The organism is Henriciella sp. AS95 (assembly GCF_038900055.1).
GTDB lineage: Bacteria > Pseudomonadota > Alphaproteobacteria > Caulobacterales > Hyphomonadaceae > Henriciella.
Window position 1 is genome coordinate 3,682,462 of the sequence record NZ_JBBMQM010000001.1, and the last position, 19,621, is coordinate 3,702,082.

At 61.1% G+C, this 19,621-nt stretch carries 16 protein-coding genes; 4 read left to right on the forward strand and 12 right to left on the reverse strand.

Annotation, left to right across the window (positions count from 1 at the left end; genetic code table 11):
• Positions 1–2: 2 nt before the first annotated feature.
• From pheT to rpmI, 5 genes are all read right to left on the reverse strand, one after another.
• Entirely contained in the window at positions 3–2,399 is a 2,397-nt protein-coding gene (gene pheT / locus WNY37_RS17825; protein WP_342974754.1) for a phenylalanine--tRNA ligase subunit beta, read from the reverse strand.
• Positions 2,400–2,402: 3 nt separating this feature from the next.
• Positions 2,403–3,023 (reverse strand): hypothetical protein, encoded by a 621-nt coding sequence (locus WNY37_RS17830; RefSeq protein ID WP_342974755.1) that lies wholly within the window; start codon positions 3,021–3,023, stop codon positions 2,403–2,405.
• Between the two features lie 12 nt (positions 3,024–3,035).
• Entirely contained in the window at positions 3,036–4,109 is a 1,074-nt protein-coding gene (gene pheS, locus WNY37_RS17835) for a phenylalanine--tRNA ligase subunit alpha (RefSeq protein WP_342974756.1), read from the reverse strand.
• A 97-nt stretch (positions 4,110–4,206) separates the two neighbouring features.
• Positions 4,207–4,569, reverse strand: a complete 363-nt coding sequence (gene rplT / locus WNY37_RS17840; protein WP_342974757.1) for a 50S ribosomal protein L20 — start codon at positions 4,567–4,569, stop codon at positions 4,207–4,209.
• A gap of 52 nt (positions 4,570–4,621) precedes the next feature.
• Positions 4,622–4,822, reverse strand: coding sequence for a 50S ribosomal protein L35 (rpmI, locus tag WNY37_RS17845; RefSeq protein WP_342974758.1), 201 nt, complete (start codon positions 4,820–4,822; stop codon positions 4,622–4,624).
• A 244-nt stretch (positions 4,823–5,066) separates the two neighbouring features.
• Between rpmI and WNY37_RS17850 the strand changes: the two genes are divergently transcribed.
• Positions 5,067–5,399 (forward strand): hypothetical protein, encoded by a 333-nt coding sequence (locus WNY37_RS17850; protein WP_342974759.1) that lies wholly within the window; start codon positions 5,067–5,069, stop codon positions 5,397–5,399.
• 70 nt (positions 5,400–5,469) lie between these two features.
• Here WNY37_RS17850 and infC read toward each other — a convergent pair whose 3' ends face one another.
• Genes infC through WNY37_RS17865 form a run of 3 tightly spaced genes read right to left on the reverse strand, consistent with a single transcriptional unit; the run spans position 5,470 to position 8,293 of the window.
• Positions 5,470–6,012 (reverse strand): translation initiation factor IF-3, encoded by a 543-nt coding sequence (infC, locus tag WNY37_RS17855; RefSeq protein ID WP_342974914.1) that lies wholly within the window; start codon positions 6,010–6,012, stop codon positions 5,470–5,472.
• Between the two features lie 59 nt (positions 6,013–6,071).
• Positions 6,072–7,106, reverse strand: coding sequence for a glycosyltransferase family 9 protein (locus tag WNY37_RS17860; RefSeq protein WP_342974760.1), 1,035 nt, complete (start codon positions 7,104–7,106; stop codon positions 6,072–6,074).
• Between the two features lie 2 nt (positions 7,107–7,108).
• The gene (locus tag WNY37_RS17865; protein ID WP_342974761.1) at positions 7,109–8,293 is read right to left on the reverse strand and encodes a glycosyltransferase family 4 protein; all 1,185 of its coding nucleotides are present in this window, start codon (positions 8,291–8,293) and stop codon (positions 7,109–7,111) included.
• A 152-nt stretch (positions 8,294–8,445) separates the two neighbouring features.
• Between WNY37_RS17865 and WNY37_RS17870 the strand changes: the two genes are divergently transcribed.
• Positions 8,446–9,198: an alpha/beta hydrolase gene (locus tag WNY37_RS17870; RefSeq protein ID WP_342974762.1), complete on the forward strand. Its 753-nt coding sequence runs from the start codon at positions 8,446–8,448 to the stop codon at positions 9,196–9,198.
• Here WNY37_RS17870 and dnaJ read toward each other — a convergent pair.
• The 3 genes from dnaJ to WNY37_RS17885 all read right to left on the reverse strand — a co-directional run bounded on the left by dnaJ (position 9,195) and on the right by WNY37_RS17885 (position 16,466).
• A complete protein-coding gene (dnaJ, locus tag WNY37_RS17875) occupies positions 9,195–10,364 on the reverse strand; it encodes a molecular chaperone DnaJ (protein WP_342974763.1) in 1,170 nt (389 codons plus the stop codon). The two genes, WNY37_RS17870 and dnaJ, sit on opposite strands and share 4 nt — an antisense overlap.
• Positions 10,365–10,459: 95 nt before the next feature.
• Positions 10,460–14,986 carry a glutamate synthase large subunit gene (gltB, locus tag WNY37_RS17880; RefSeq protein WP_342974764.1) on the reverse strand — a complete coding sequence of 1,509 codons (4,527 nt, stop codon included), beginning with the start codon at positions 14,984–14,986 and terminating at the stop codon, positions 10,460–10,462.
• Positions 14,987–15,011: 25 nt separating this feature from the next.
• A complete protein-coding gene (locus WNY37_RS17885; RefSeq protein ID WP_342974765.1) occupies positions 15,012–16,466 on the reverse strand; it encodes an NAD(P)-dependent oxidoreductase in 1,455 nt (484 codons plus the stop codon).
• A gap of 239 nt (positions 16,467–16,705) precedes the next feature.
• On the opposite strand from WNY37_RS17885, the gene WNY37_RS17890 reads away from it, so the two are divergent.
• Complete coding sequence (locus WNY37_RS17890) at positions 16,706–17,560, forward strand: undecaprenyl-diphosphate phosphatase (protein WP_342974766.1); 855 nt, start codon at positions 16,706–16,708, stop codon at positions 17,558–17,560.
• Positions 17,561–17,628: 68 nt separating this feature from the next.
• Positions 17,629–18,189, forward strand: a complete 561-nt coding sequence (locus WNY37_RS17895; protein WP_342974767.1) for a PA2169 family four-helix-bundle protein — start codon at positions 17,629–17,631, stop codon at positions 18,187–18,189.
• Between the two features lie 218 nt (positions 18,190–18,407).
• Here the strand turns inward: WNY37_RS17895 and WNY37_RS17900 are convergent, their stop codons facing one another.
• Entirely contained in the window at positions 18,408–19,412 is a 1,005-nt protein-coding gene (locus WNY37_RS17900) for a complex I NDUFA9 subunit family protein (RefSeq protein ID WP_342974768.1), read from the reverse strand.
• Positions 19,413–19,621 lie beyond the last annotated feature (209 nt).

Below are 19,621 nucleotides of genomic sequence, written 5' to 3' on the forward strand. Positions count from 1 at the left end.
CACTAGCCTCGCAACACACCGCCCGTGCCTTTGGAGACGGACGCGACGATCTTGTCTGCAATCGCGTCAATATCCTTGTCGGTGAGCGTTTCGCCCTCAGGCTGGATGGTGACCTCGATGGCGACGGATTTCTTGCCGGGCTCGATACCCGTGCCCTGATAGACGTCGAACACGCTGACGCCGGAGATGAGCTTCTTGTCGGCAGAGCCTGCATGGCGAACGAGATCGCCGGCCGGCACACCATCATCGACGACGAAGGCGAAGTCACGGCGGATCGGCGTCAGGTCCGAACGCTGAAGCACCGATTTCGTCTTGGTGGCGCGCGCTTTCATCATCGGAAGGGCGTTGAGATTGACCTCGAACCCGTAGACCGGGCCATCAACGTCGAGCGCTTTCAGCACGCGCGGATGGAGCGCGCCGAAATGGGCAACGGTGACTTTCGGGCCAAGCTTCAGACAGGCCGCCTGCCCCGGATGCCAATGGCTCTGGCGGGGCGCGTCGACCTGGAAACGCTCGGGCGGCTGATCGAGCTCTGCGAGCAGGGCGAACAGGTCAGCCTTGGCGGCAAGCGCATCATAAGGCGCAACGGCGCCGCTCCAATGGCGCTCGGCCACCGGGCGGACGATGGCAGTGACAACATTGCGCTGATCCTTGGGACCGTCGCCGAGATAGACCGGGCCAGCCTCAAACAGGCGCATTTCGCGCTCGCCGCGGTCGAAGCCCTTCTGGGCCGCGACGGCGAGATTGCCGAGAATGCTCGGGCGCATCTGGTTCAGCTCACTGGCGACCGGGTTGGCAATGGTCAGCGCATCGCTGCCGCCGCCAAACAGGACGGCATGCTCTTTCAGCATGAAGGACCAGGTCACGGCCTCAAGGAAGCCGCGAGACGCCATGACACGGCGCGCTGTGCGCAGACGGGCCTGCGTCGGTGTGACAACGACCTTGCGGCCGCCTTCCGGCACCGGAAGTGACGTGGTGGGAAGGGCGTCATAGCCGACAAGGCGGGCAATTTCCTCGACGATGTCAGCTGACTGTTCGATGTCGAAACGCCAGGTCGGCACGGTGAGATACCAGGCTTCACCGGCATCCTCGAGGCCGAAACCAAGCTCCTTGATCATGCGCTTCATCTCAGCCGGTTTGACGTCGAGGCCGGTGAGGCGGGCAATGTCGCGGCGGTCGAAGGAAATACGCTTCTGGCCGACCGGCGGCGTGCCGGCAATGGTCGCGGTCGAAATTTCGCCGCCACCATATTCGCGGATCAGCGCGAGGGCGAAATTGAGCCCGTCGGTGCAGCTTGCCGGGTCAACGCCGCGCTCGAAACGGTAGCGCGCGTCTGAGATGATCCCGGTTGTGCGGCCTGTACGAGCCGTGCGGAGCGGGTCGAACCAGGCGCTCTCGATGAAGACGTCCGTGGTCTCTGCCGTTACCCCGGTGGACTGGCCACCCATCACGCCGCCAAGGCCGATGGCCCCGCTATCGTCGGCGATGACGCACATGTCCTCGGTGATGTCATAGGTCTTGCCGTCGAGCGCTTCGAGCGTTTCGCCAACTTTGCCAAGACGCGCAACGACAGCGCCTTTCAGCTTTTTCGCGTCATAGACGTGAAGCGGGCGGGCGCGGTCGAATGAGATGTAATTGGTGATGTCGACGAGCAGGGATTTCGGCGTGATGCCGACCGCCTTCAGACGATCCTGCAGCCAGTCGGGTGACGGTCCATTCTTCACCCCGCGCACGAGCGCGCCAGCGAAAACCGGGCAGGCCTCAGGGGCGTCGAGCTGAATGTCGACCGGGCACGGATATGAGCCGTCGACCTTCTTGATCGGGTGCTCCACGAAGCGGCCACCGCCAGCGGCGGCGAGGTCCCGCGCGATGCCCTGCACGCCGAGCCAGTCAGGCCGGTTCGGGGTGACTTCGAAATCGATGACGGGATCGGTCAGGCCCAGCGCTTCTGCCGCCGGTGTGCCGACTTTCCAGTCGCCGTCGAGATCGGCAATGCCGTCACTGTCTTCGCCGGCTTCCAGCTCCTTGGTCGAGCACAGCATGCCATGGCTTTCGATGCCGCGGATCTTGCGCGGTTTCTTGTCGAGCGCGAACTCAAGGCCGGGAATCCAGGTGCCGAGCGGGGCGTAGATCGCCGTCATGCCGGCGCGGGCGTTCGGGGCGCCGCAGACGATCTGCTTCTCGCCGTCCTTGGTGTCGACCGTGCAGACGCGCAGGCGGTCTGCATCCGGGTGCGGCTCAGCGGATTTCACCTTGGCGATGGTGAAGTCGGCGAGCTTCTCTGCCGGGTCTTCAACGTGTTCGACCTCAAGGCCCGCCTTCAGCATCACGGCCAGAATGTCTTCCAGCGGCGCCTTGGTGGCGAGGTAATCCTGCAGCCATGAAAGAGTGAATTTCATCGTCTATTCCACTTCAGGGGTCGGTTCGGTTTGAGGCGCGCGCACATCGTTTGCGAGGTCCTCAAAGATATCTTTGTTGCTTCGTTCGCAGCGTTTGACCGGTTCAGCACGGCTCATGCTGACGCCCATACCAAGCCCGCGGGCCGTCCAGCACCGGTTGAAGACAGAGCAGTAGCAGATCTCGACATCCAGCTCGCTCCAGGCTGCGGCGGCGACATTGCGCTGCTCAAGCGTCACTTCCCCACGCGGCCAGTCGACACGCAGCGGGGTGATGGTATCGCCTGGCGCAACGGCTCGTCCGATAAGGCTTGACCAGGATTGCTGATAGCCGGGTGGGAACGCCGCCGCATATGGCGCAAGCGTTTCAACCGGCTCTCCGTCCTTGAGCATGTCGACCCGCTCGATCAATGCCGGCCCGACGCCGCTATTGGTGAGCCTGATGCCCATTGAAGACGTCTCTGCGGTCGCGGAAACAAAGCCTTCGATCTGGACGACCGGAAAGACCGCACCATGCTGCTGGGCGCGCATGACGCGGCCCTGGTCCCAGGCAATGAAGACCGCGATCGCGCTGGTGAGCACCGCGCAGACCGCAATCAACATCTCAGCTTTGTTGCCGTTTCCCATCTCTCTGGCTCCCTAACTCAGGCCGCCGGAGACGCTGGGCGACAGCCATGGCCGGAAGCCATAGTGACGGGTCCAGCCGGCATCGGCTTCGAAGTATGGGCGAAGGTCCGGCATGCCGTATTTCAGCATGGCGAGACGGTCGATACCCATGCCGAAGGCAAAGCCCTGATACTCGGTCGGATCGATGCCGCAATTTTCCAGCACGTTCGGATGAACCATGCCGGAGCCGAGGATCTCCATCCAGCTGTCGCCGGCGCCGATCTCGATGCTTTCGCCGACCTTGGTGTATTTCACGTCCATCTCGGCCGATGGCTCGGTGAACGGGAAGAAGTGTGGGCGGAATCGGGCCTCGACATCGGCGACCTCGAAGAATTCGCGCACGAAGTCGATCAGGCAGCCCTTGAGGTGGCCCATATGGATATTCTTCTCGATCACCAGGCCTTCGACCTGATGGAACATTGGCGTGTGGGTCGCGTCCCAGTCATTGCGGTAGACGCGGCCAGGCACGAGGATGCGGATCGGCGGCTTGGTGCTTTCCATCACGCGCACCTGCACGGGGCTGGTATGGGTGCGCAGGACTTTCGGTGCCGCGCCCTGTTGCGGATGGAAGAAGAAGGTGTCGTGGGTCTCGCGCGCGGGGTGGCCTTCAGGGAAGTTCAGCGCGGTGAAATTGTGCCAGTCATCCTCGATGTCCGGGCCTTCAGCGACGGTGAAGCCCATGTCGCCGAAGATGGAGGCGACTTCCTCAAAGACCTGCATGACCGGGTGAAGGCGGCCCGATGGCGCAACGCGCGGCGGCAGCGTCATGTCGATGCGCTCGGTCTGGAGTTTTTTCTCCAGCTCGGCTTCTTCAAGCTCTGCCTTGCGCGCCTCGACGGCCTGCTGGACGCGGTTTCTGAGGCCGTTGAGCGCGGGGCCCATGGTCTGGCGTTCCTCAGGGCTCATGCCGCCCAGGGTCTTCATCAGGCCGGAGATGCGGCCCTTCTTGCCGAGTTCGGCGACGCGTACGGCGTCAAGCGCTGCAAGATCGCCTGCAGCAGCGACAGCGCCAAGCGCCTCTTTCTCGATCGTTTCAATGTCGGACATATGAAAAAGCCCCGTTGGGTTAGTCCATACGGGGCTCTTCCGCCCCGCATTGCGGTCGGAATTAGCGGAGAAATGCTAAAAGCGAAACTGTCTTGGCTTACGCCAGTGCGCCCTTGGCCTTCTCCACCAGGGCACCAAAAGCTTCCGGTTCGCGCACGGCGAGGTCAGCCATCACCTTGCGGTCCACCTCAATGCCAGCCTTGTTGAGGCCGTCGATGAAGCGCGAATAGGTCAGGTTTTCGTCAATCTCGCGGACAGCGGCGTTGATGCGCTGGATCCAGAGCGAACGGAAGGTGCGTTTCTTCTGCTTGCGGCCGATATAGGCATACTGACCGGCTTTCCAGACAGCGGCGTGGGCCGTGCGGAACGTATTCTTGCGGCGGCCATAATAGCCTTTGGCGGCCTTGATGATCTTCTTGTGGCGGGCGTGTGCCGGCACTTTGTTACGTGAACGGGGCATGAAAGCCTCCTGCTAGTCGTGTTCGGTTCGAGTTCTTGAAAATGCCTGGCGCTTAAAGGCCGTAGGGCAGATACTTCTTGACGCGGGCTTCATCTGCCTTGGCAACCGGCTTGGTGCCGCGGTTCTGGCGGATGTATTTCGCATTGTGGCTGATCAGGCGGTGACGCTTGCCAGCGACGCCGTGCTTGATCTTGCCAGTCGCCGTGAACTTGAACCGCTTCGCAGCGGCCTTCTTGGTCTTCATCTTCGGCATTTCGATCTCCTGTAGGGGCCTCAAAGGACCCGCTGTCTTGTCGTTCATGAGCCTGCAGGCATGCCGTTTTCGGCCCGTAGTGCTCGGAAGTTGGCGCTTATGACGGAAAGGCGGGGTGAAATCAAGACCGCGAAGTGAGTCAGGATGCCGTAAACAGGCCTATCATTGGCGCACCGAAACACGCCTCTTCAACAGGCCTGCGAATGCTGCTCTAAATCGCTTCGCTAATCGGGAGGTTTTACCCATGCGTTTTTACTTGCGCCCCGTCCTGCTCGCCAGTCTTCTCTTAGCGGCCTGCAGCGAGCCCCTGACAAAAACAGAAACGCTCGCCGAGGCCTGCTTCATGGACCAGATGGGCACACGGAAGATGTGCAACTGTATGGCCAGCGCCGCAAATCAACGCCTCGACCCGGAGGTGTTTGACATGTTCGTCACCATGGGCACCCACGCCCCGGACGACGACAGCGAAGAGATGCGCGAGGCTCGCGAAACGGCAGCGAGCATGACGCCCGCACAGCAACAGCAGATGCAGGCCTTTATGGCTGCTGCTATCGATCTGTGCGGACTGCGCATGTGATCGTACCAAGAGGTCGTGCCGAATGGTGAGGCTTTCACCAGACATACGACGCTCGTAAGGTCGCGAGACCTTAACGAGGTGCCATCACCATGGTCATCTGGCGGCCTTCGAGCTTTGGCTCGAGTTCGACCTTGGCGACCTCGTCAAACTCTTCCTTGACGCGCTGGAGCAATTCCATGCCGAGATGCTGGTGAGCCATTTCGCGGCCGCGGAAGCGGAGCGTGACTTTCACCTTGTCGCCCTCTTCGAAGAAGCGCGTCATCGAACGGGTCTTCACCTCATAGTCATGGGTGTCGATGTTCGGGCGCATCTTGATTTCTTTGAGCTCAGCGGACTTCTGCTTTTTCTTGGCAGCCGCTTTCTTCTTCTGCTCTTCGTAGCGAAGCTTGCCATAGTCGACAATCTTGCAGACCGGGGTCTCCTGGTTGGGTGAAACTTCGACAAGATCGAGGCCTGCTTCCTGGGCAGCATCAAGCGCGGCCGACAGCGGCATCACACCTTGTTTTTCACCACTCTCATCGATGAGCAGCACCTTGTCTGCCCGGATATCCCTGTTAACGCGCGGTCCTGTGTCTCTTTTGGACGGCGGGGCCGCATGAGGTCTACGTGCTATGGCTCTTCTCCTTTGTTAGCCTAAATGACGCTTCTATATGCCGATTTTCGGCACAATTTTCAAGATTGGCTGTCTTCTGCGGATGCTGGAATACGGTCCAGCATCCTGACAGCCTGCCAGACATCGCGAACGCTGAGCTGATCGAGGGTTTCAGCTTCGCAAATAATGATCTGGCTGCCGCGAGGTGCGGCCTTGGCCGGGTCGCTCTCACTTGTGGCAAAAAGTGCAACGCCCGGACATCCGGAAAGTGCCGCCATATGCATCGGCCCGGTGTCATTGCCAACCGCGAATCGTGCATTTTCTGCAAGTGCCACAATCTGAAACAGGTTGGTCCGGGTCACGATATTGCGGCAGCGCGGCTCGATTCGGTTGATTTCGACAGCCAGTTCAGACTCCGATTTGCCGCCCAGAATGACCGGGGTGACCCCCGCATCGGCAATGTGTTTGGCAAGCCCGCCATAATTCTCCACCGGCCAGCGCTTGGCGCTCCTGTGCTCTGATGCGCCTGGAATAAGCAGCGCGTATGGACCATTGATGCCAAAATATTGCGGCGTGAGCGACGGCTTGTTGCCTTGCGATCGCTGCACAAAGCTCATGTCCGGCATGGGCGGCCAGCCGTCTTTGGAGTCGCTTTTGCCGAGACCGGCAATTTCCAGCTGCTCGCCTAGCCGGTCGATGGAATGCAAGTCACCGCGATGGGGCGTATCGTGATAATAGGAAGCCCCTTCGACATTGCCTGACCAGAGTGGACCTTTCGAGAAACCGAGGCTCAGCGCCTTGAAGTAATTGCCGGTCCGCCCGGAGGTCTGCAGGTCATAGACGACATCGTACTTGGCGTTCTTCATACGCTTCAGCAGATCGCGCGTCGCTTTCACGCCCTTGGGTCGCCCATCTGTCTCGATGTGCTGGAAGAAGCCGGTTGCCTTGGCGAGTTCGGCAAAGGGCGGCGTCGTCAACAGCGTCATCACGGCCTTCGGGTGATGACCGCGTATGGCACGCATAGCGCCAAGCGCCAGGACGAAATCTCCCAGCGCGCTAAGCTTTATGACGAGGACGCGCTTTGCGTCCGCGCCGGGGTTCTTGGTCGATCCCAAACCTATTTGACCTCGTGCGTCTCCGACAGGCGCTTATAGACGTCAAGTGTGGCGGCTTGAAGCCCCCGTTTGGAAAACCGTTCCTGCACGTGCTGACGGCCCGCTTCCCCCATGCCGGCCCTGCCCTGCGGGCCCAGCTGCAGGATCGCCCGGATCGAGGCTGCCAGATCGGCGGCGTTGCCGGGTTCTGCCCGTGAACCGGTCGTACCCTCAATGACGATTTCCTTCTGCCCGCCATGGTCGGCAACAATAACCGGCTTGCCCATGGCGGATGCTTCAGCGGCGACGCGGCCGAACGCTTCGGGCCGCGTGGAGGGGGCAAGAACGATATCGCTGACGGCATAGGCGGCGGCCATATCTTCGCAATGGCCGACAATCTTCACTGAGCCACCCAGTTCGGCCGCGATGATCCGGTCTTCCAGCGCGTCGACATAGGAGGACCGGCCCTGAGCATCGCCAGCCAGCACGAGAAGCAGCTTGACCCGCTCGGCGCCTGACAGGCTCTTCATGGCATCAATGGCGACCTTCTGGCCTTTCCACTCTGTGAGGCGGCCTGGCAGCAACAGGATCAGGCGTTTTTCGTCCGCGCCAATTTCCCATTGCTCACGGATGGCCTGCTTGCGCTCATCGCTGACGGCGCCGGCATCGAATTCCTCGAAATCGACCCCACGCGGAATGGTCACCATCTTCTCGCGCGGCGTTTCATGGACGCTGCGGACATGGGCGGCGGTCCATTCGGAATTGGCGATAACGAGGTCGCCGCGCGCCATGATGGAATTGTATTTGCGCTTCATGCCGGACACGCCGGAATAGGCGCCGTGATAGGTGGTGACGAAGGGAATGCCAGCCTGCCTGGCGGCCCAATAGGCACTCCAGGCCGGGGCTCGGGAGCGGGCATGGATGAGATCAATGGACTGGGCCGTGATCAGACGGGCGAGTTTGCCGGCGTTCAGCTTCACGGTCAGCGGGTTCTTCGAGCTGACATTGAGCTCGATATTCAGCCCGCCAAGACGCTCCAGCTGCGGTACGAGGCGTCCCCCCTCGCTGACGACGATCGCGCGGCCCCCGGCTTCGATGATCGCTTCAGCGACTTCGATCGTGGTTCGCTCGGCGCCGCCGGCATGGAGGTCGGGTATGACCTGGAGGATGGTTTTGCCGCTCATATCGGGCAGCTTGATCGCACTCATGCGCGCTATCTCTTTATACTTCAACGCAACAGCCACTGGTGGACTCCAGCTTATTCGGCCTCCCCGCCGCTGGGTTGGCTGTAAGCCTATCCGACGCAAAGGCAAAGCCTGCTGCTTGACTTCACATGCAGAGCGTTGGAGGCCATTGCATCATGAGCACACTTCAGTTTGCTGGCCCGGATGGTCGGCGCCTCGCCTATCGCAAGTCTGACGGCCCATCCGGGCTGACCTTCGTCTGGCTGTCAGGGTTCAAGTCCGACATGCAAGGCACAAAAGTCATTGAACTCGAAACCTGGGCAAAATCGAGCGGACACGGCTTTCTGGCCTTCGACTATTCGGGCCATGGCGAGTCCGGTGGCAAATTCGAGGATGGAACGATCAGTTCATGGCGCGAGGATGCGCTGGCCGCGATTGCAGAGCATACCAGCGGCGATCTGGTGCTAGTCGGCTCCAGCATGGGCGGCTGGATGGCGTTGCTGTCTGCGCTGGCCATGCCCGAGCGGGTGAAAGGCCTCGTCCTGATCGCGCCCGCGCCCGATTTCACCGAGAAGCTGATGTGGCCGGAGTTTTCTGCCGAGGCTCAGGCCGAAATTATGGAGAACGGCCTGCATTTGCGGCCGTCAGACTATGGTGAGCCCTACCCGATCACCAGGGCGCTGATCGAAGACGGCAAGACCTGGTCGCTGCTGGATGGGCCGATCGAATTTGAAGGGCCTGTCCGCATCCTGCAGGGCATGGAAGACCCGGATGTGCCGTGGAAACATGCCGAGCGGCTTGTCGAGACAATGACGACGAGTGATCTCGTCTTCACGCTGATCAAGGATGGCGATCACAGGCTGTCACGCCCGCAGGATATCGAGCGGCTGAAGACAGTGTGTGCGGAGATTGCGGGCGCTGTCGCCTAGTTCGGGCGCTGCTGGTCTTCGCCGGTGACGCCGTCCCAGAACTTCTTGACGCGGCCGAGGAAGCCTTCGCTTTCCGGGTTGCAGTCGGCGCAGGAGAGCTCGCAGAATTCCTGAAGCAGCTCTTTCTGGCGGGCAGAAAGGTTGCGCGGGGTTTCGACGATCATCTCGACAAACAGGTCACCGCCCTGGCCTGAACCGCGAAGGCTCGGCATGCCTTTGCCGCGCAGGCGGAGCTTGCGGCCCGTCTGAGCGCCTTCAGGCACGGTCACCTTGGCGCGGCCGCCGTCTATGGTCGGGATTTCGATCTCGCCGCCAAGCGCTGCGGTCACCATTGGGACGGGTGCGGGGCAATAGAGGTTCGGGCCGTCGCGTTCAAAAATATCATGCTCGGCGACATCGACGAAGATATAGAGGTCGCCCTTGGGGCCGCCATGCAGGCCGGGTTCGCCTTCACCGGAGAGGCGGATGCGCATGCCACTTTCGACACCGGCCGGGATTTTCACCTGCAGCTTGCGGTCTTCGCGGACCTGACCGGCGCCATGGCAGGTCTTGCAGGGTTTGGAGATGACCTTGCCGCGGCCAGAGCAGCGCGCGCAGGTGCGCTCCATCGTGAAGAAGCCCTGAGTGGCGCGCACGCGGCCAGCGCCTGAACAGGTGGGACAGGTTTCAGGGCTTGTGCCGGGCTCTGCTCCAGAGCCGTCACAGGCCTCACATTCGACCGCTGCCGGCAGGCTGATTTCAGTATCCTTGCCGGTGAACGCATCTTCGAGGCTGATCTCGAGGTCATAGCGAAGGTCATTTCCGCGCGCAGGGCCATTGCGACGGCGTCCACCGCCAAAGCCGCCACCGCCGCCAAAGACCTGGCTGAAAATGTTCTCGAAGATGTCGCCCGGATCCATATTGCCGAACGGATTGCCGCCGCCAGGGCCGCCTGCGCCGCCTTCAAAGGCCGCATGGCCAAACCGGTCATAGGCCGCGCGCTTTTCAGGGTCGGACAGGATGGCATACGCCTCGCCGACTTCCTTGAACTTGGCTTCGGCCTCTTCATCGCCCGGGTTCTGGTCGGGGTGGTATTTAAGGGCGAGTTTGCGATAGGCGCTTTTCAGCGTCTTGCCGTCTGCGTCTTTCGCGACGCCCAATTGCTCGTAATAACAAATTTTGCTCATGGCAGTGGTCTGAAGTTCCCGCTGTTTGGCATTCAGACGTGAAATTGGGGGGCCCCGCGCCTCTATGCAAGGGCGGGGCTACATCCGCTTAGGGTTTATCCGGCCTTTGCAACAGGTGACTTGCCGAGAATGCTGCTTGCCACTTCCTTGGGCACCACCAACCAGGTTTCAGACAGGGTCTGGTCCCAATTGTCGAGCAGCTTCGTCGCGCGCTTGGAGCCGGTGCGTTCGGCATGCATTTCGAGGATCACGCGATAGGACTCCACATGCTCTTCCGGCATGTCGGTGAGTGGGTACCAGTCGATCGAGTCCGGGTTTGCAACGCGGTCGAATTTCTTGTCCGGATCCCAGATCCAGGCCATGCCGCCGGTCATGCCAGCGCCGAAATTGTCGCCAACCGCCCCGAGGATCGCGACGCGGCCCCCGGTCATGTACTCGCAGCCATTCGCGCCGCAGCCTTCAACCACGGCTTCGGCGCCGGAGTTTCTGACCGCGAAACGCACGCCCGCCTGGCCCGCCGCATAGAGCCGACCGCTGGTCGCGCCATAGAGGCAGGTATTGCCGATAATGGTGTTCTCGGACGCCTCAAGCTGCGAATTGCGTTTCGGGCGCAGCTGGATCGTCGCGCCAGACAGGCCCTTGCCGACATAGTCATTGGCGTCGCCATGCACGTCGAGCAACAGCCCCTGGACCGAGAAGGCCCCCAGCGACTGCCCTGCGCTGCCGGTGAGGCGAATATTCAGACGGCCTTCCGGCAGGGCCCGCTCACCGAATTTGCGAACGATGGCAGAGGACGACCGCGCCCCGATGGAGCGCTGGACATTCTGGACGTCATATTCGAGCTGCATCTTCTCGCCGCGCGTGAAGAACGGTTCGCCATCGCGCAGGATCTGTGCGTCGAGCGTGTCGACGACTTCGGTGCGATGGGTGGGCCGGTAGACGACAGGCTTCATCGTCTCGACGCGGACCAGAAGCGGGTTGAGGTCAAGGTCATCGAGATGCGAGGCACCGCGGCTGACCTGGCTGAGCAGATCCGTGCGGCCGACCGCCTCATCGAGCGATGAGAGGCCGAGGCTGGCCAGGATGTGGCGCACGTCTTCAGCCAGGAAGGACATGAGGTTCACGACCTTCTCCGGCGAGCCGGTGAACTTCTTGCGCAGCGCCTCGTCCTGCACACAGACGCCGACCGGGCAGGTGTTGGAATGGCACTGGCGCACCATGATGCAGCCCATGGCCACGAGCGAGGCCGTGCCGATGCCGTATTCTTCGGCGCCGAGCATGGCCGCGATAACGATGTCGCGGCCTGTGCGCAGGCCCCCATCGGTGCGCAGGGTGACCTTGTCGCGCAGATTGTTGAGCGAGAGGACCTGATGGGCTTCGGCGAGACCCATTTCCCAGGGCAGACCCGCATATTTGATCGAGGTCTGAGGGCTTGCACCCGTGCCGCCGACGCCGCCAGCGATGAGGATCACGTCGGCCTTGGCCTTGGCGACCCCGGCGGCGACCGTACCGACGCCGGACTGGGCGACGAGCTTCACGCAGACGCGGCAGTCAGGGTTGATCTGCTTCAGGTCATAGATGAGCTGGGCAAGGTCTTCGATGGAATAGATGTCATGGTGCGGCGGCGGTGAGATCAGCGTCACGCCGGGCGTTGCATGCCGGTTCTTGGCGATCAGCTCTGTGACCTTGAAGCCGGGCAGCTGACCACCCTCGCCGGGCTTTGCGCCCTGGGCGATCTTGATTTCGACCTCGCGGCACTCATTGAGGTATTCCGCCGTCACGCCGAAGCGGCCGGAAGCCACCTGCTTGACCGCAGAGTTCATATTGTCGCCATTCGGCAGAGGCCGATAGCGCTCACGAATTTCGCCGCCCTCGCCGGACACCGACTTTGCGCCGATGCGGTTCATGGCGACGTTCAGCGTGCCATGGGCTTCGGGGCTGAGCGCGCCGAGCGACATGCCGGGCGTGACGAAACGCTTGCGGATTTCATTGACCGACTGGACCTGCTCCAGCGGGATGGGTGTCTGCTTCTGGCTTTTGAAGTCGATGAGGTCACGCAGCTGGATGGGCGGGCGCGAATTTACCGCCTCGACGTATTTCGCATAGAGCGAATAATCGCCGCGGTCGCAGGCCGACTGCAGCATATGGATGAGGTTGCCATCAAGGGCATGCGGCTCACCCGACGCGCGCAGGCGATAGAAACCGCCGACAGGAAGCGAGATGACATCCTCATCGAAAGCCGCCTCATGGCGCTCGACCGCATTGTCTTCCAGACCGGCGAGGCCGATGCCGGAGATGCGGCTTGTCATGCCGGGGAAATAGTCAGCGACGAGCGCGCGCGACAGACCCAGCGCCTCGAAATTATAGCCGCCGCGATAGGAGGAGATAACCGAGATGCCCATCTTGGACATGATCTTGAGCAGCCCCGCCTCGATCGCCTTCTTGTAGTTCTGGACATAATGGCTGAGCGGCTGGTCGCCGAGCAGGCCGCGATCATGGCGGTCGGCAATGGCTTCCTGCGCGAGATAGGCATTGACGCAGGTCGCGCCGACACCGACCAGTACAGCGAAATAGTGCGTGTCGAGGCATTCTGCTGAACGCACCGTAAGCGAGCAGAAGGTGCGCAGCCCTTGCGCGACGAGGTGCGAGTGCACCGCGCCCGTGGCGAGGATCATCGGGATCGCGACGGTGTCAGGATCCTGGTTTTCATCGGTCAGGACGATGTGTTCACGCCCGGCGCGAACGGCCTCTTCAGCTTCAGACTGGATGCGAGCGAGCGCGTCCTTCAGGGCAGAGCCGTCACGCTGCACGGCGTCGAGTTTGAACGTACAATCGATCTGTTCGACGCCAGCCCCGAGCGTCTTCATGAGACGCTGATACATGCCGGTGGACAGGAACGGGCTTTCCAGCACGAACACGTTCTGCTGGGTCTCGTCTGTCGTCAGGATGTTGCCGAGGTTCTTGAAGCGCGTCTTCAGCGACATCACGCGGTCTTCGCGCAGCGGGTCGACGGGCGGGTTGGTCACCTGGCTGAAATTCTGGCGGAAGAAATGCGACAGCGGGCGGCATTCGCGCGAGAGAACGGCAACAGGTGTGTCGTCGCCCATGGAGCCGATCGCTTCTTTACCGTCCTCGGCCATTGGCGCGAGGATGAGCTCGGTCGTCTCCAGCGTGAAGCCGGCCACGGTCTGACGGCGCAGCAGCTTTTCCTTGTCGAACAGGCGCGGTTCTTCGCCCTTGATGATGTCGGTTTCGAGCTCTTTGACGTTTTTCAGCCACTTGTCATAGGGATGCTCGCTGGCGAGCTCGCCGATGATCTCGTCATGCTCGTAGAAGCGGCCTTCTTCGAGATTGGCTGCAATCATGCCGCCTGCGCGAACATGGCCGCGGCGGACAACATCATGGCCGGTGAGCGGGCACATGCCCGTTTCGGAGCCGACAGCGAGGACGCCGTCACTGGTCAGGGCATAGCGCAGCGGGCGAAGGCCATTGCGGTCAAGACCGGCAACAGCCCAGCGCCCGTCATAGGCACAGATCGCGGCGGGGCCGTCCCACGGCTCCATCACGGAGTTACAATAGGCGTAGAGGGCTGCATGCTCATCAGGGATGATGGACGCCCGCTTGGACCAGGCTTCCGGGATGAGCAGCGCCTTGGTCATCGGCGCGGTGCGGCCGGCCTTGCAGAGAATTTCGAAGACAGCATCAAGCGCGCCTGAGTCCGACAGGCCCTTCGGCACGACGGGTTTGACGTCTTCGACATCATCGCCAAATGCGCCTGAGACCATCTTGATCTCGTGGCTCTTCATCCAGTTGAGGTTGCCGCGCAGCGTGTTGATCTCACCATTATGGGCAAGCATGCGGAAGGGTTGCGCCAGCTCCCAGCGCGGGAAAGTGTTGGTCGAATAGCGCTGGTGATAGATCGCGATCGGCGAGACGAAACGCTCATCCTTCAGGTCGAGATAGAAATTGTCGATGTCCTGCGCGAGGAACATGCCCTTGTAGATCAGCGATTTGTGGCTGAGCGAGCAGATATAGAAGCTTGGGATTCCGGCTTCGCGTGCCTTGCGCTCAATGCGGCGGCGGCAGAGGTAAAGCGCGCGCTCCAGCTCATCGACGGTGCGTTCGCGCGCATCGCGGAACATGACCTGTTCGATCTCGGGCCGCGTATCAGCAGCCTTCTGGCCGATCACCGAAATGTCGACGGGCGGCTGGCGCCAGCCATAGATATAAAAGCCGAAGTGAAGGATTTCGGTCTCGACGATGGCACGGGCAGCTTCCTGCGCGCCAAGGTCGGTGCGCGGCAGGAAGATCTGGCCGACGCAGATCGGGTCATCGGTCGGATTGTGACCGGTGCGCTGGGCCTGTTCGCGGAAGAAGTCCTGCGGGACTTCGATGCGGATACCGGCGCCGTCACCCGTCTTGCCGTCGGCATCCACAGCGCCGCGGTGCCAGACATTCTTCAGCGCCTTGATGCCCATCTCGACGATCTCGCGGCGCGGCTTGCCATCCAGCGCAGCAACGAGACCGACGCCGCAAGCGTCCTTCTCATGCTCAGGGTCATAGGCATGCGCGTCGATCAGCTTCTGGCGCTCGAGGAGGTATTTTTCGATCGTGTCGGTCATCTAACTCATCCCTTCGGGAGAAAACTTATTCAGCGGCGACTTTGGCCGCAGCCATGTCGCGGTCCATCTGGCGCATGCGCTTGTGCATCTGTTCGGCAGCATCGCGGCCATCCTTGATCGCCCAGACAACGAGCGATGCACCGCGCACGATGTCGCCCGCCGCGTAAACATTCGGAATGCTCGTTTCGAGCGTCGCGAAATCGACCTTGATGGCGCCCCAGCGATTGACGGTCAGCGCGCGCTCATCAAACAGTTCCGGCAGGTCCTCAGGGTCAAAGCCAAGCGCCTTGATCACCATGTCGGCCTTGATGTCGAAGGTCTCGCCTGTCTTTTCCGGCGATTGACGGCCTGACGGGTCGGGCGCGCCGAGTTTCATGCGGGCGGCGCGGACGGCTTTCAGCTTGCCGGCCTTGGTGTCGAGAATGGCTTCCGGCGCGGCGAGCCATTCGAAGATCACGCCTTCTTCCTCCGCATTGGCAACTTCGCGCTGTGAGCCCGGCATGTTGGCGCGGTCGCGGCGATAAAGGCAGCGCACCGATTTTGCGCCCTGGCGGACGGCCGTGCGAACACAGTCCATCGCGGTATCCCCGCCGCCGATAACCACGACATTCTTGCCGCTGGCATCGTGCGTGCCGTCATCAAAGCTCGGCACTTCGTCACCCAGGCCCTTGCGGTTCGACGTGGTGAGGAAATCCAGGGCGGCGTGAACGCTTTCATGGCCAGAGCCTGGCACCATCAGATCGCGCGCCTTGTAAACACCGGTAGCGATAAGCAGGGTGTCATGCTTGTCGCGCAGGTCTGACAGTTTCAGCTTGTCACCGATCGAGGTGTTGAACTTGAACTTCACGCCGCTGTCTTCCAGGCGCTTGATGCGCCGCTCGACGATGTATTTTTCAAGCTTGAAGCCGGGAATGCCGTAGATGAGCAGGCCGCCGCCGCGATCATAGCGATCATAGACGGTGACCTTGTAGCCCTTGCGGCGAAGCTGTTCGGCAGCGGCGAGACCGCCCGGGCCGGCGCCGATGATGCCAGCAGACTGCTTGCGTTCTTTCGGCGGCTTGATTGGCGTGACCCAGCCTTCTTCCCAGGCATTGTCGGTGATGAAACGTTCAATCGACCCGATCGTCACCGTGCCGTGGCCGGACTGTTCGATCGTGCAGATGCCTTCGCAGAGGCGATCCTGCGGGCAGATGCGACCGCAGATTTCGGGCATGTTATTGGTTGCGGAGCTGACCTGATACGCCTCTTCGAGCCGGTTCTCCGACACAAGCTTCAGCCAGTCGGGAATATTGTTGGTCAGCGGACAGCCCTGCTGGCAGAACGGAACACCGCACTGTGAGCAGCGAGAGGCCTGCGCTTCAGCAGCCTCGGTGGCATAGTCGGCATAAATCTCGTCAAAATCCTTGGCGCGCTTTTTTGCATCGCGCTTGTCCGGCATGGAGCGATCCAGCTCTGTAAATTTCAACATGCGACTGGCCATAGGGGTCCTCAGGGAGCAATTTTGTGTCGTTTTATCCGCTGATCAGAAGGGCGCAAGCAAAATTGCTCCCCTGAATATCGAAATGATATATATTTTTAGCAGATTTTTGCTTTTTAGCTTAACGCCGCGGCCAAATCAAGCCACTTGAATATCATTTCAATACATATTGTGCTGGATGTATTGTTAAAGAATCCATGCCAGAGAGAAAAAAGCAATCTCGTTAAAGGCCCACTCAGCCTATGTCCCTTATACAGCTTCTGCTCATCGCCGCCATCCAGGGCATTACCGAGTGGCTTCCGATTTCATCATCTGCTCACGTGCTGCTCCTGTCAGATACGTTTGGCGCGGATGGCCGCGACGAGCTGCTGCTGAACGCCGTATCCAATCTCGGCACGCTCGCGGCAATGCTGGTCTATTTCCGCAAGGATGTGGCGAGCGCGATTGTGGGCGGGTTTGAACTGGCGGCCGCGCCGGTGACGAAACAGCGGCTCTCGCCCGGAGCGCGGCTTGCCGCCTGCGTGATCATCGCGACACCGATCGCGCTTGTCGCAGCGCTGCTCTATGAGGGCTTCCTACCCGAGAGCGCGCAAAATGCCCTGCGCAGTATTCCAACCGTGGCCGGCGCGACCATTGTTTTCGGCCTGCTGCTCTGGTGGGCAGACGTGAAGGGGCCGCGCACGCGCAAGGAAGAAGACATGACCTTCCTGCATGCGCTGATGATTGGCGCGACGCAGGCTGTGGCTGCGATTATTCCGGGAACCAGCCGCTCCGGTATCACCATGACGGCTGCCCGTGCACTCGGCTATGAGCGCACCGAAGCGGCGCGGTTCTCCATGTTGATCGGCGCGCCCATCCTGGCCGCGGCAGGCCTCTACGGGGCCTATGGCCTTGCGACGGCCGATCCCGACTCCGGTGCGCTGCTCTCTTTCTCCGATGGGATGGTCGTGGCGGCCGTTGCGTTCATCACGGGTCTTGCCTCGATCTGGGGGCTTATGGCGCTGCTGAAGAAGATGAGCTTCCTGCCCTTCGTGATCTACCGCGTCGCCCTCGGCATCCTGCTGTTCGCGATGATGCCCTACATGGCCACAACTTAATTTTCACGCCGGAACAAGCCCGCGCGCCTGTCCGTTTTGGAACCACTCCAGAATGGAAGGATAATACAATGAAAAAGACACTTCTTGCGGGCGTTGCCCTCGCCCTCCCGCTCAGCTTCGCTGCCTGCTCGTCAGCCGGCCTCACGCCATCCGAGCAAGCCGTTGCTGAAGCCAATGTCGAGATGTCCGAGACGGTGCAGAAGGAAGTTGCCGAGCTCAACAAGCTGACCAGCATCTATATCGACGCAGCTGCGCTTTATAAGCAGGCCGCCGACATCCCCGACGATACGAAATCGCTGAAGCCGGCGCTGCTGGAGCTCGCCAAGGAAAAGAACATGCAGCGTGACCTGCTTCAGGACCGCGTGCTCGAAATGGGCGGCAAACCGGCTGAGCATGGCGAGGCCCTCGGCACGGTCCATCGCGGTTTCACCAGCCTGCGCACGATCATCGACAATGACACCGAAGTCGCCATGGAAGAAGTCCTGCGCGGCGAGCGTTACATCCTCGACGAGCTGAACAAGGCCATGCCGAATACGGTAACGCCAGAGACCAAGCAGCTGCTCGCCAGCCTGCGCACAGACGCTGAGGCCGAAATCTCGCGCCTCGAGCAGATCGACGAGACGATCTGATCTGTCTTACCCCAAGAAGAGAAAGCCCGCCTTCACCGGCGGGCTTTTTTTCATAGCGCTCAAGACGACGCGCGCAGCAGGCAAACAACCCCCTCCGCACGCCGCTCCTTCCGCTTCATGCGTCCCTACGCCTGCGGAAAGCTCTGTTTCATGAACTTTAAGACAGGAATTCCAGCGGGAAGCGGTTCAGATTGTGATGATTTGTGGGCAGGGCGGCCTCAGGCTTCGCTTTTCTGGTGGAACTCACCATAGGGGCGATAGCGCCAGAGATAGGAGGGCGCGATGGATTCAACGCTCTCATTGTCCGTGACGCCAAGATCCTTCAGGGTCAGAGCGTCATCGGCGACGACATTGTCGCTCTTCAGCATATCGACCTGATCGCCCGTAATCGGCGGCGGGCCGAGAACCGTGTGAAGCGGCAGGAACGGAATGCGCCAGAGGGCACCGAAGGCGAGGCCCATCGGCTTGGCGATGAAGAAAGGCAGCGGCAGCGCATAGCGCTTGCGATCGGTGATTTCGCCGATGATCTTGTAGATCTCGTTGAAGGTGTAGACCCGCGGCCCGCCAAGTTCGAAGGTCTTGCCTTCGACATCGTCGCGCGTCACGGCCGCTGCGATCGCGTCAGCGACGTCACCCGCATAGACCGGCTGAAGTTTCGTCTTGCCGCCGCCAATGGCAGGCAGGAAAGGCGCAACGGTCGAGATCGGATGCGACGCCATACTGGCAAACTTGTTGAAGAAGTCATCTTCCGGGCCAAACACAATGGATGGGCGCAGGATGACCGCGGCCGGAAATGCCTCGCGAACACCGTCTTCGGCTTCAGCCTTGGTGCGCGCATAGTCAGATGGCGAGTCAGTGTCTGCGCCGATGGCCGAAATCTGGACGAGGCGTTTCACGCCGGCTGCGGCGGCGGCCTCGGCAACGTTGATCGCGCCTTCGCGCTGGGCCGCTTCGAAGTTCTGCTTGCCTTTTTCGTAGAGAATACCGACGAGGTTCACGACCGCGTCTGCGCCATCGATGGCCCGCTCTACGGACATGCGGTTGCGGATATTGGCCTGGACAAGATCGACCCATCCCGGAGGCCCGGCAAGCCGGACATCACCGGCAAGGTGCGGGCGGCGCACGGCGACGCGAACGCGCCATCCGGCTTCGACCAGTGTGCGGGCAGCGTAGCGGCCAATGAAGCCTGAGCCACCAAATAGAGTTACGAGACCTTTGGCCATGTCGTGGTGATCCCTTGAATTGAAGGTCACTGATTCTGGTTGCGGGTTTCACCATGCTTACGGGCAATTGTCCATGCGGCGAATGGTGTGACGTACATCCAGAACAGGGCTGTCATACCCTTCGGAGGTTTTTTAATGCACGTGTAACAAAAAATTCCGGTTTTGGACCCGATTTCTCGTCATTCTTAACCAAATAGCCAGCTTCACCC

Coding starts and splice junctions, on each gene's coding strand:
- pheS (WP_342974756.1), bottom strand. CDS start 4,109: ATGTCCGACATTGAAACGATCGAGAAAGAGGCGCTTGGCGCTGTCGCT.
- WNY37_RS17895 (WP_342974767.1), top strand. CDS start 17,629: ATGAAAAAGACACTTCTTGCGGGCGTTGCCCTCGCCCTCCCGCTCAGC.
- WNY37_RS17850 (WP_342974759.1), top strand. CDS start 5,067: ATGCGTTTTTACTTGCGCCCCGTCCTGCTCGCCAGTCTTCTCTTAGCG.
- WNY37_RS17870 (WP_342974762.1), top strand. CDS start 8,446: ATGAGCACACTTCAGTTTGCTGGCCCGGATGGTCGGCGCCTCGCCTAT.
- WNY37_RS17900 (WP_342974768.1), bottom strand. CDS start 19,412: ATGGCCAAAGGTCTCGTAACTCTATTTGGTGGCTCAGGCTTCATTGGC.
- WNY37_RS17865 (WP_342974761.1), bottom strand. CDS start 8,293: ATGAGTGCGATCAAGCTGCCCGATATGAGCGGCAAAACCATCCTCCAG.
- WNY37_RS17890 (WP_342974766.1), top strand. CDS start 16,706: ATGTCCCTTATACAGCTTCTGCTCATCGCCGCCATCCAGGGCATTACC.
- WNY37_RS17885 (WP_342974765.1), bottom strand. CDS start 16,466: ATGGCCAGTCGCATGTTGAAATTTACAGAGCTGGATCGCTCCATGCCG.
- dnaJ (WP_342974763.1), bottom strand. CDS start 10,364: ATGAGCAAAATTTGTTATTACGAGCAATTGGGCGTCGCGAAAGACGCA.
- WNY37_RS17830 (WP_342974755.1), bottom strand. CDS start 3,023: ATGGGAAACGGCAACAAAGCTGAGATGTTGATTGCGGTCTGCGCGGTG.
- rplT (WP_342974757.1), bottom strand. CDS start 4,569: ATGCCCCGTTCACGTAACAAAGTGCCGGCACACGCCCGCCACAAGAAG.
- pheT (WP_342974754.1), bottom strand. CDS start 2,399: ATGAAATTCACTCTTTCATGGCTGCAGGATTACCTCGCCACCAAGGCG.
- gltB (WP_342974764.1), bottom strand. CDS start 14,986: ATGACCGACACGATCGAAAAATACCTCCTCGAGCGCCAGAAGCTGATC.
- rpmI (WP_342974758.1), bottom strand. CDS start 4,822: ATGCCGAAGATGAAGACCAAGAAGGCCGCTGCGAAGCGGTTCAAGTTC.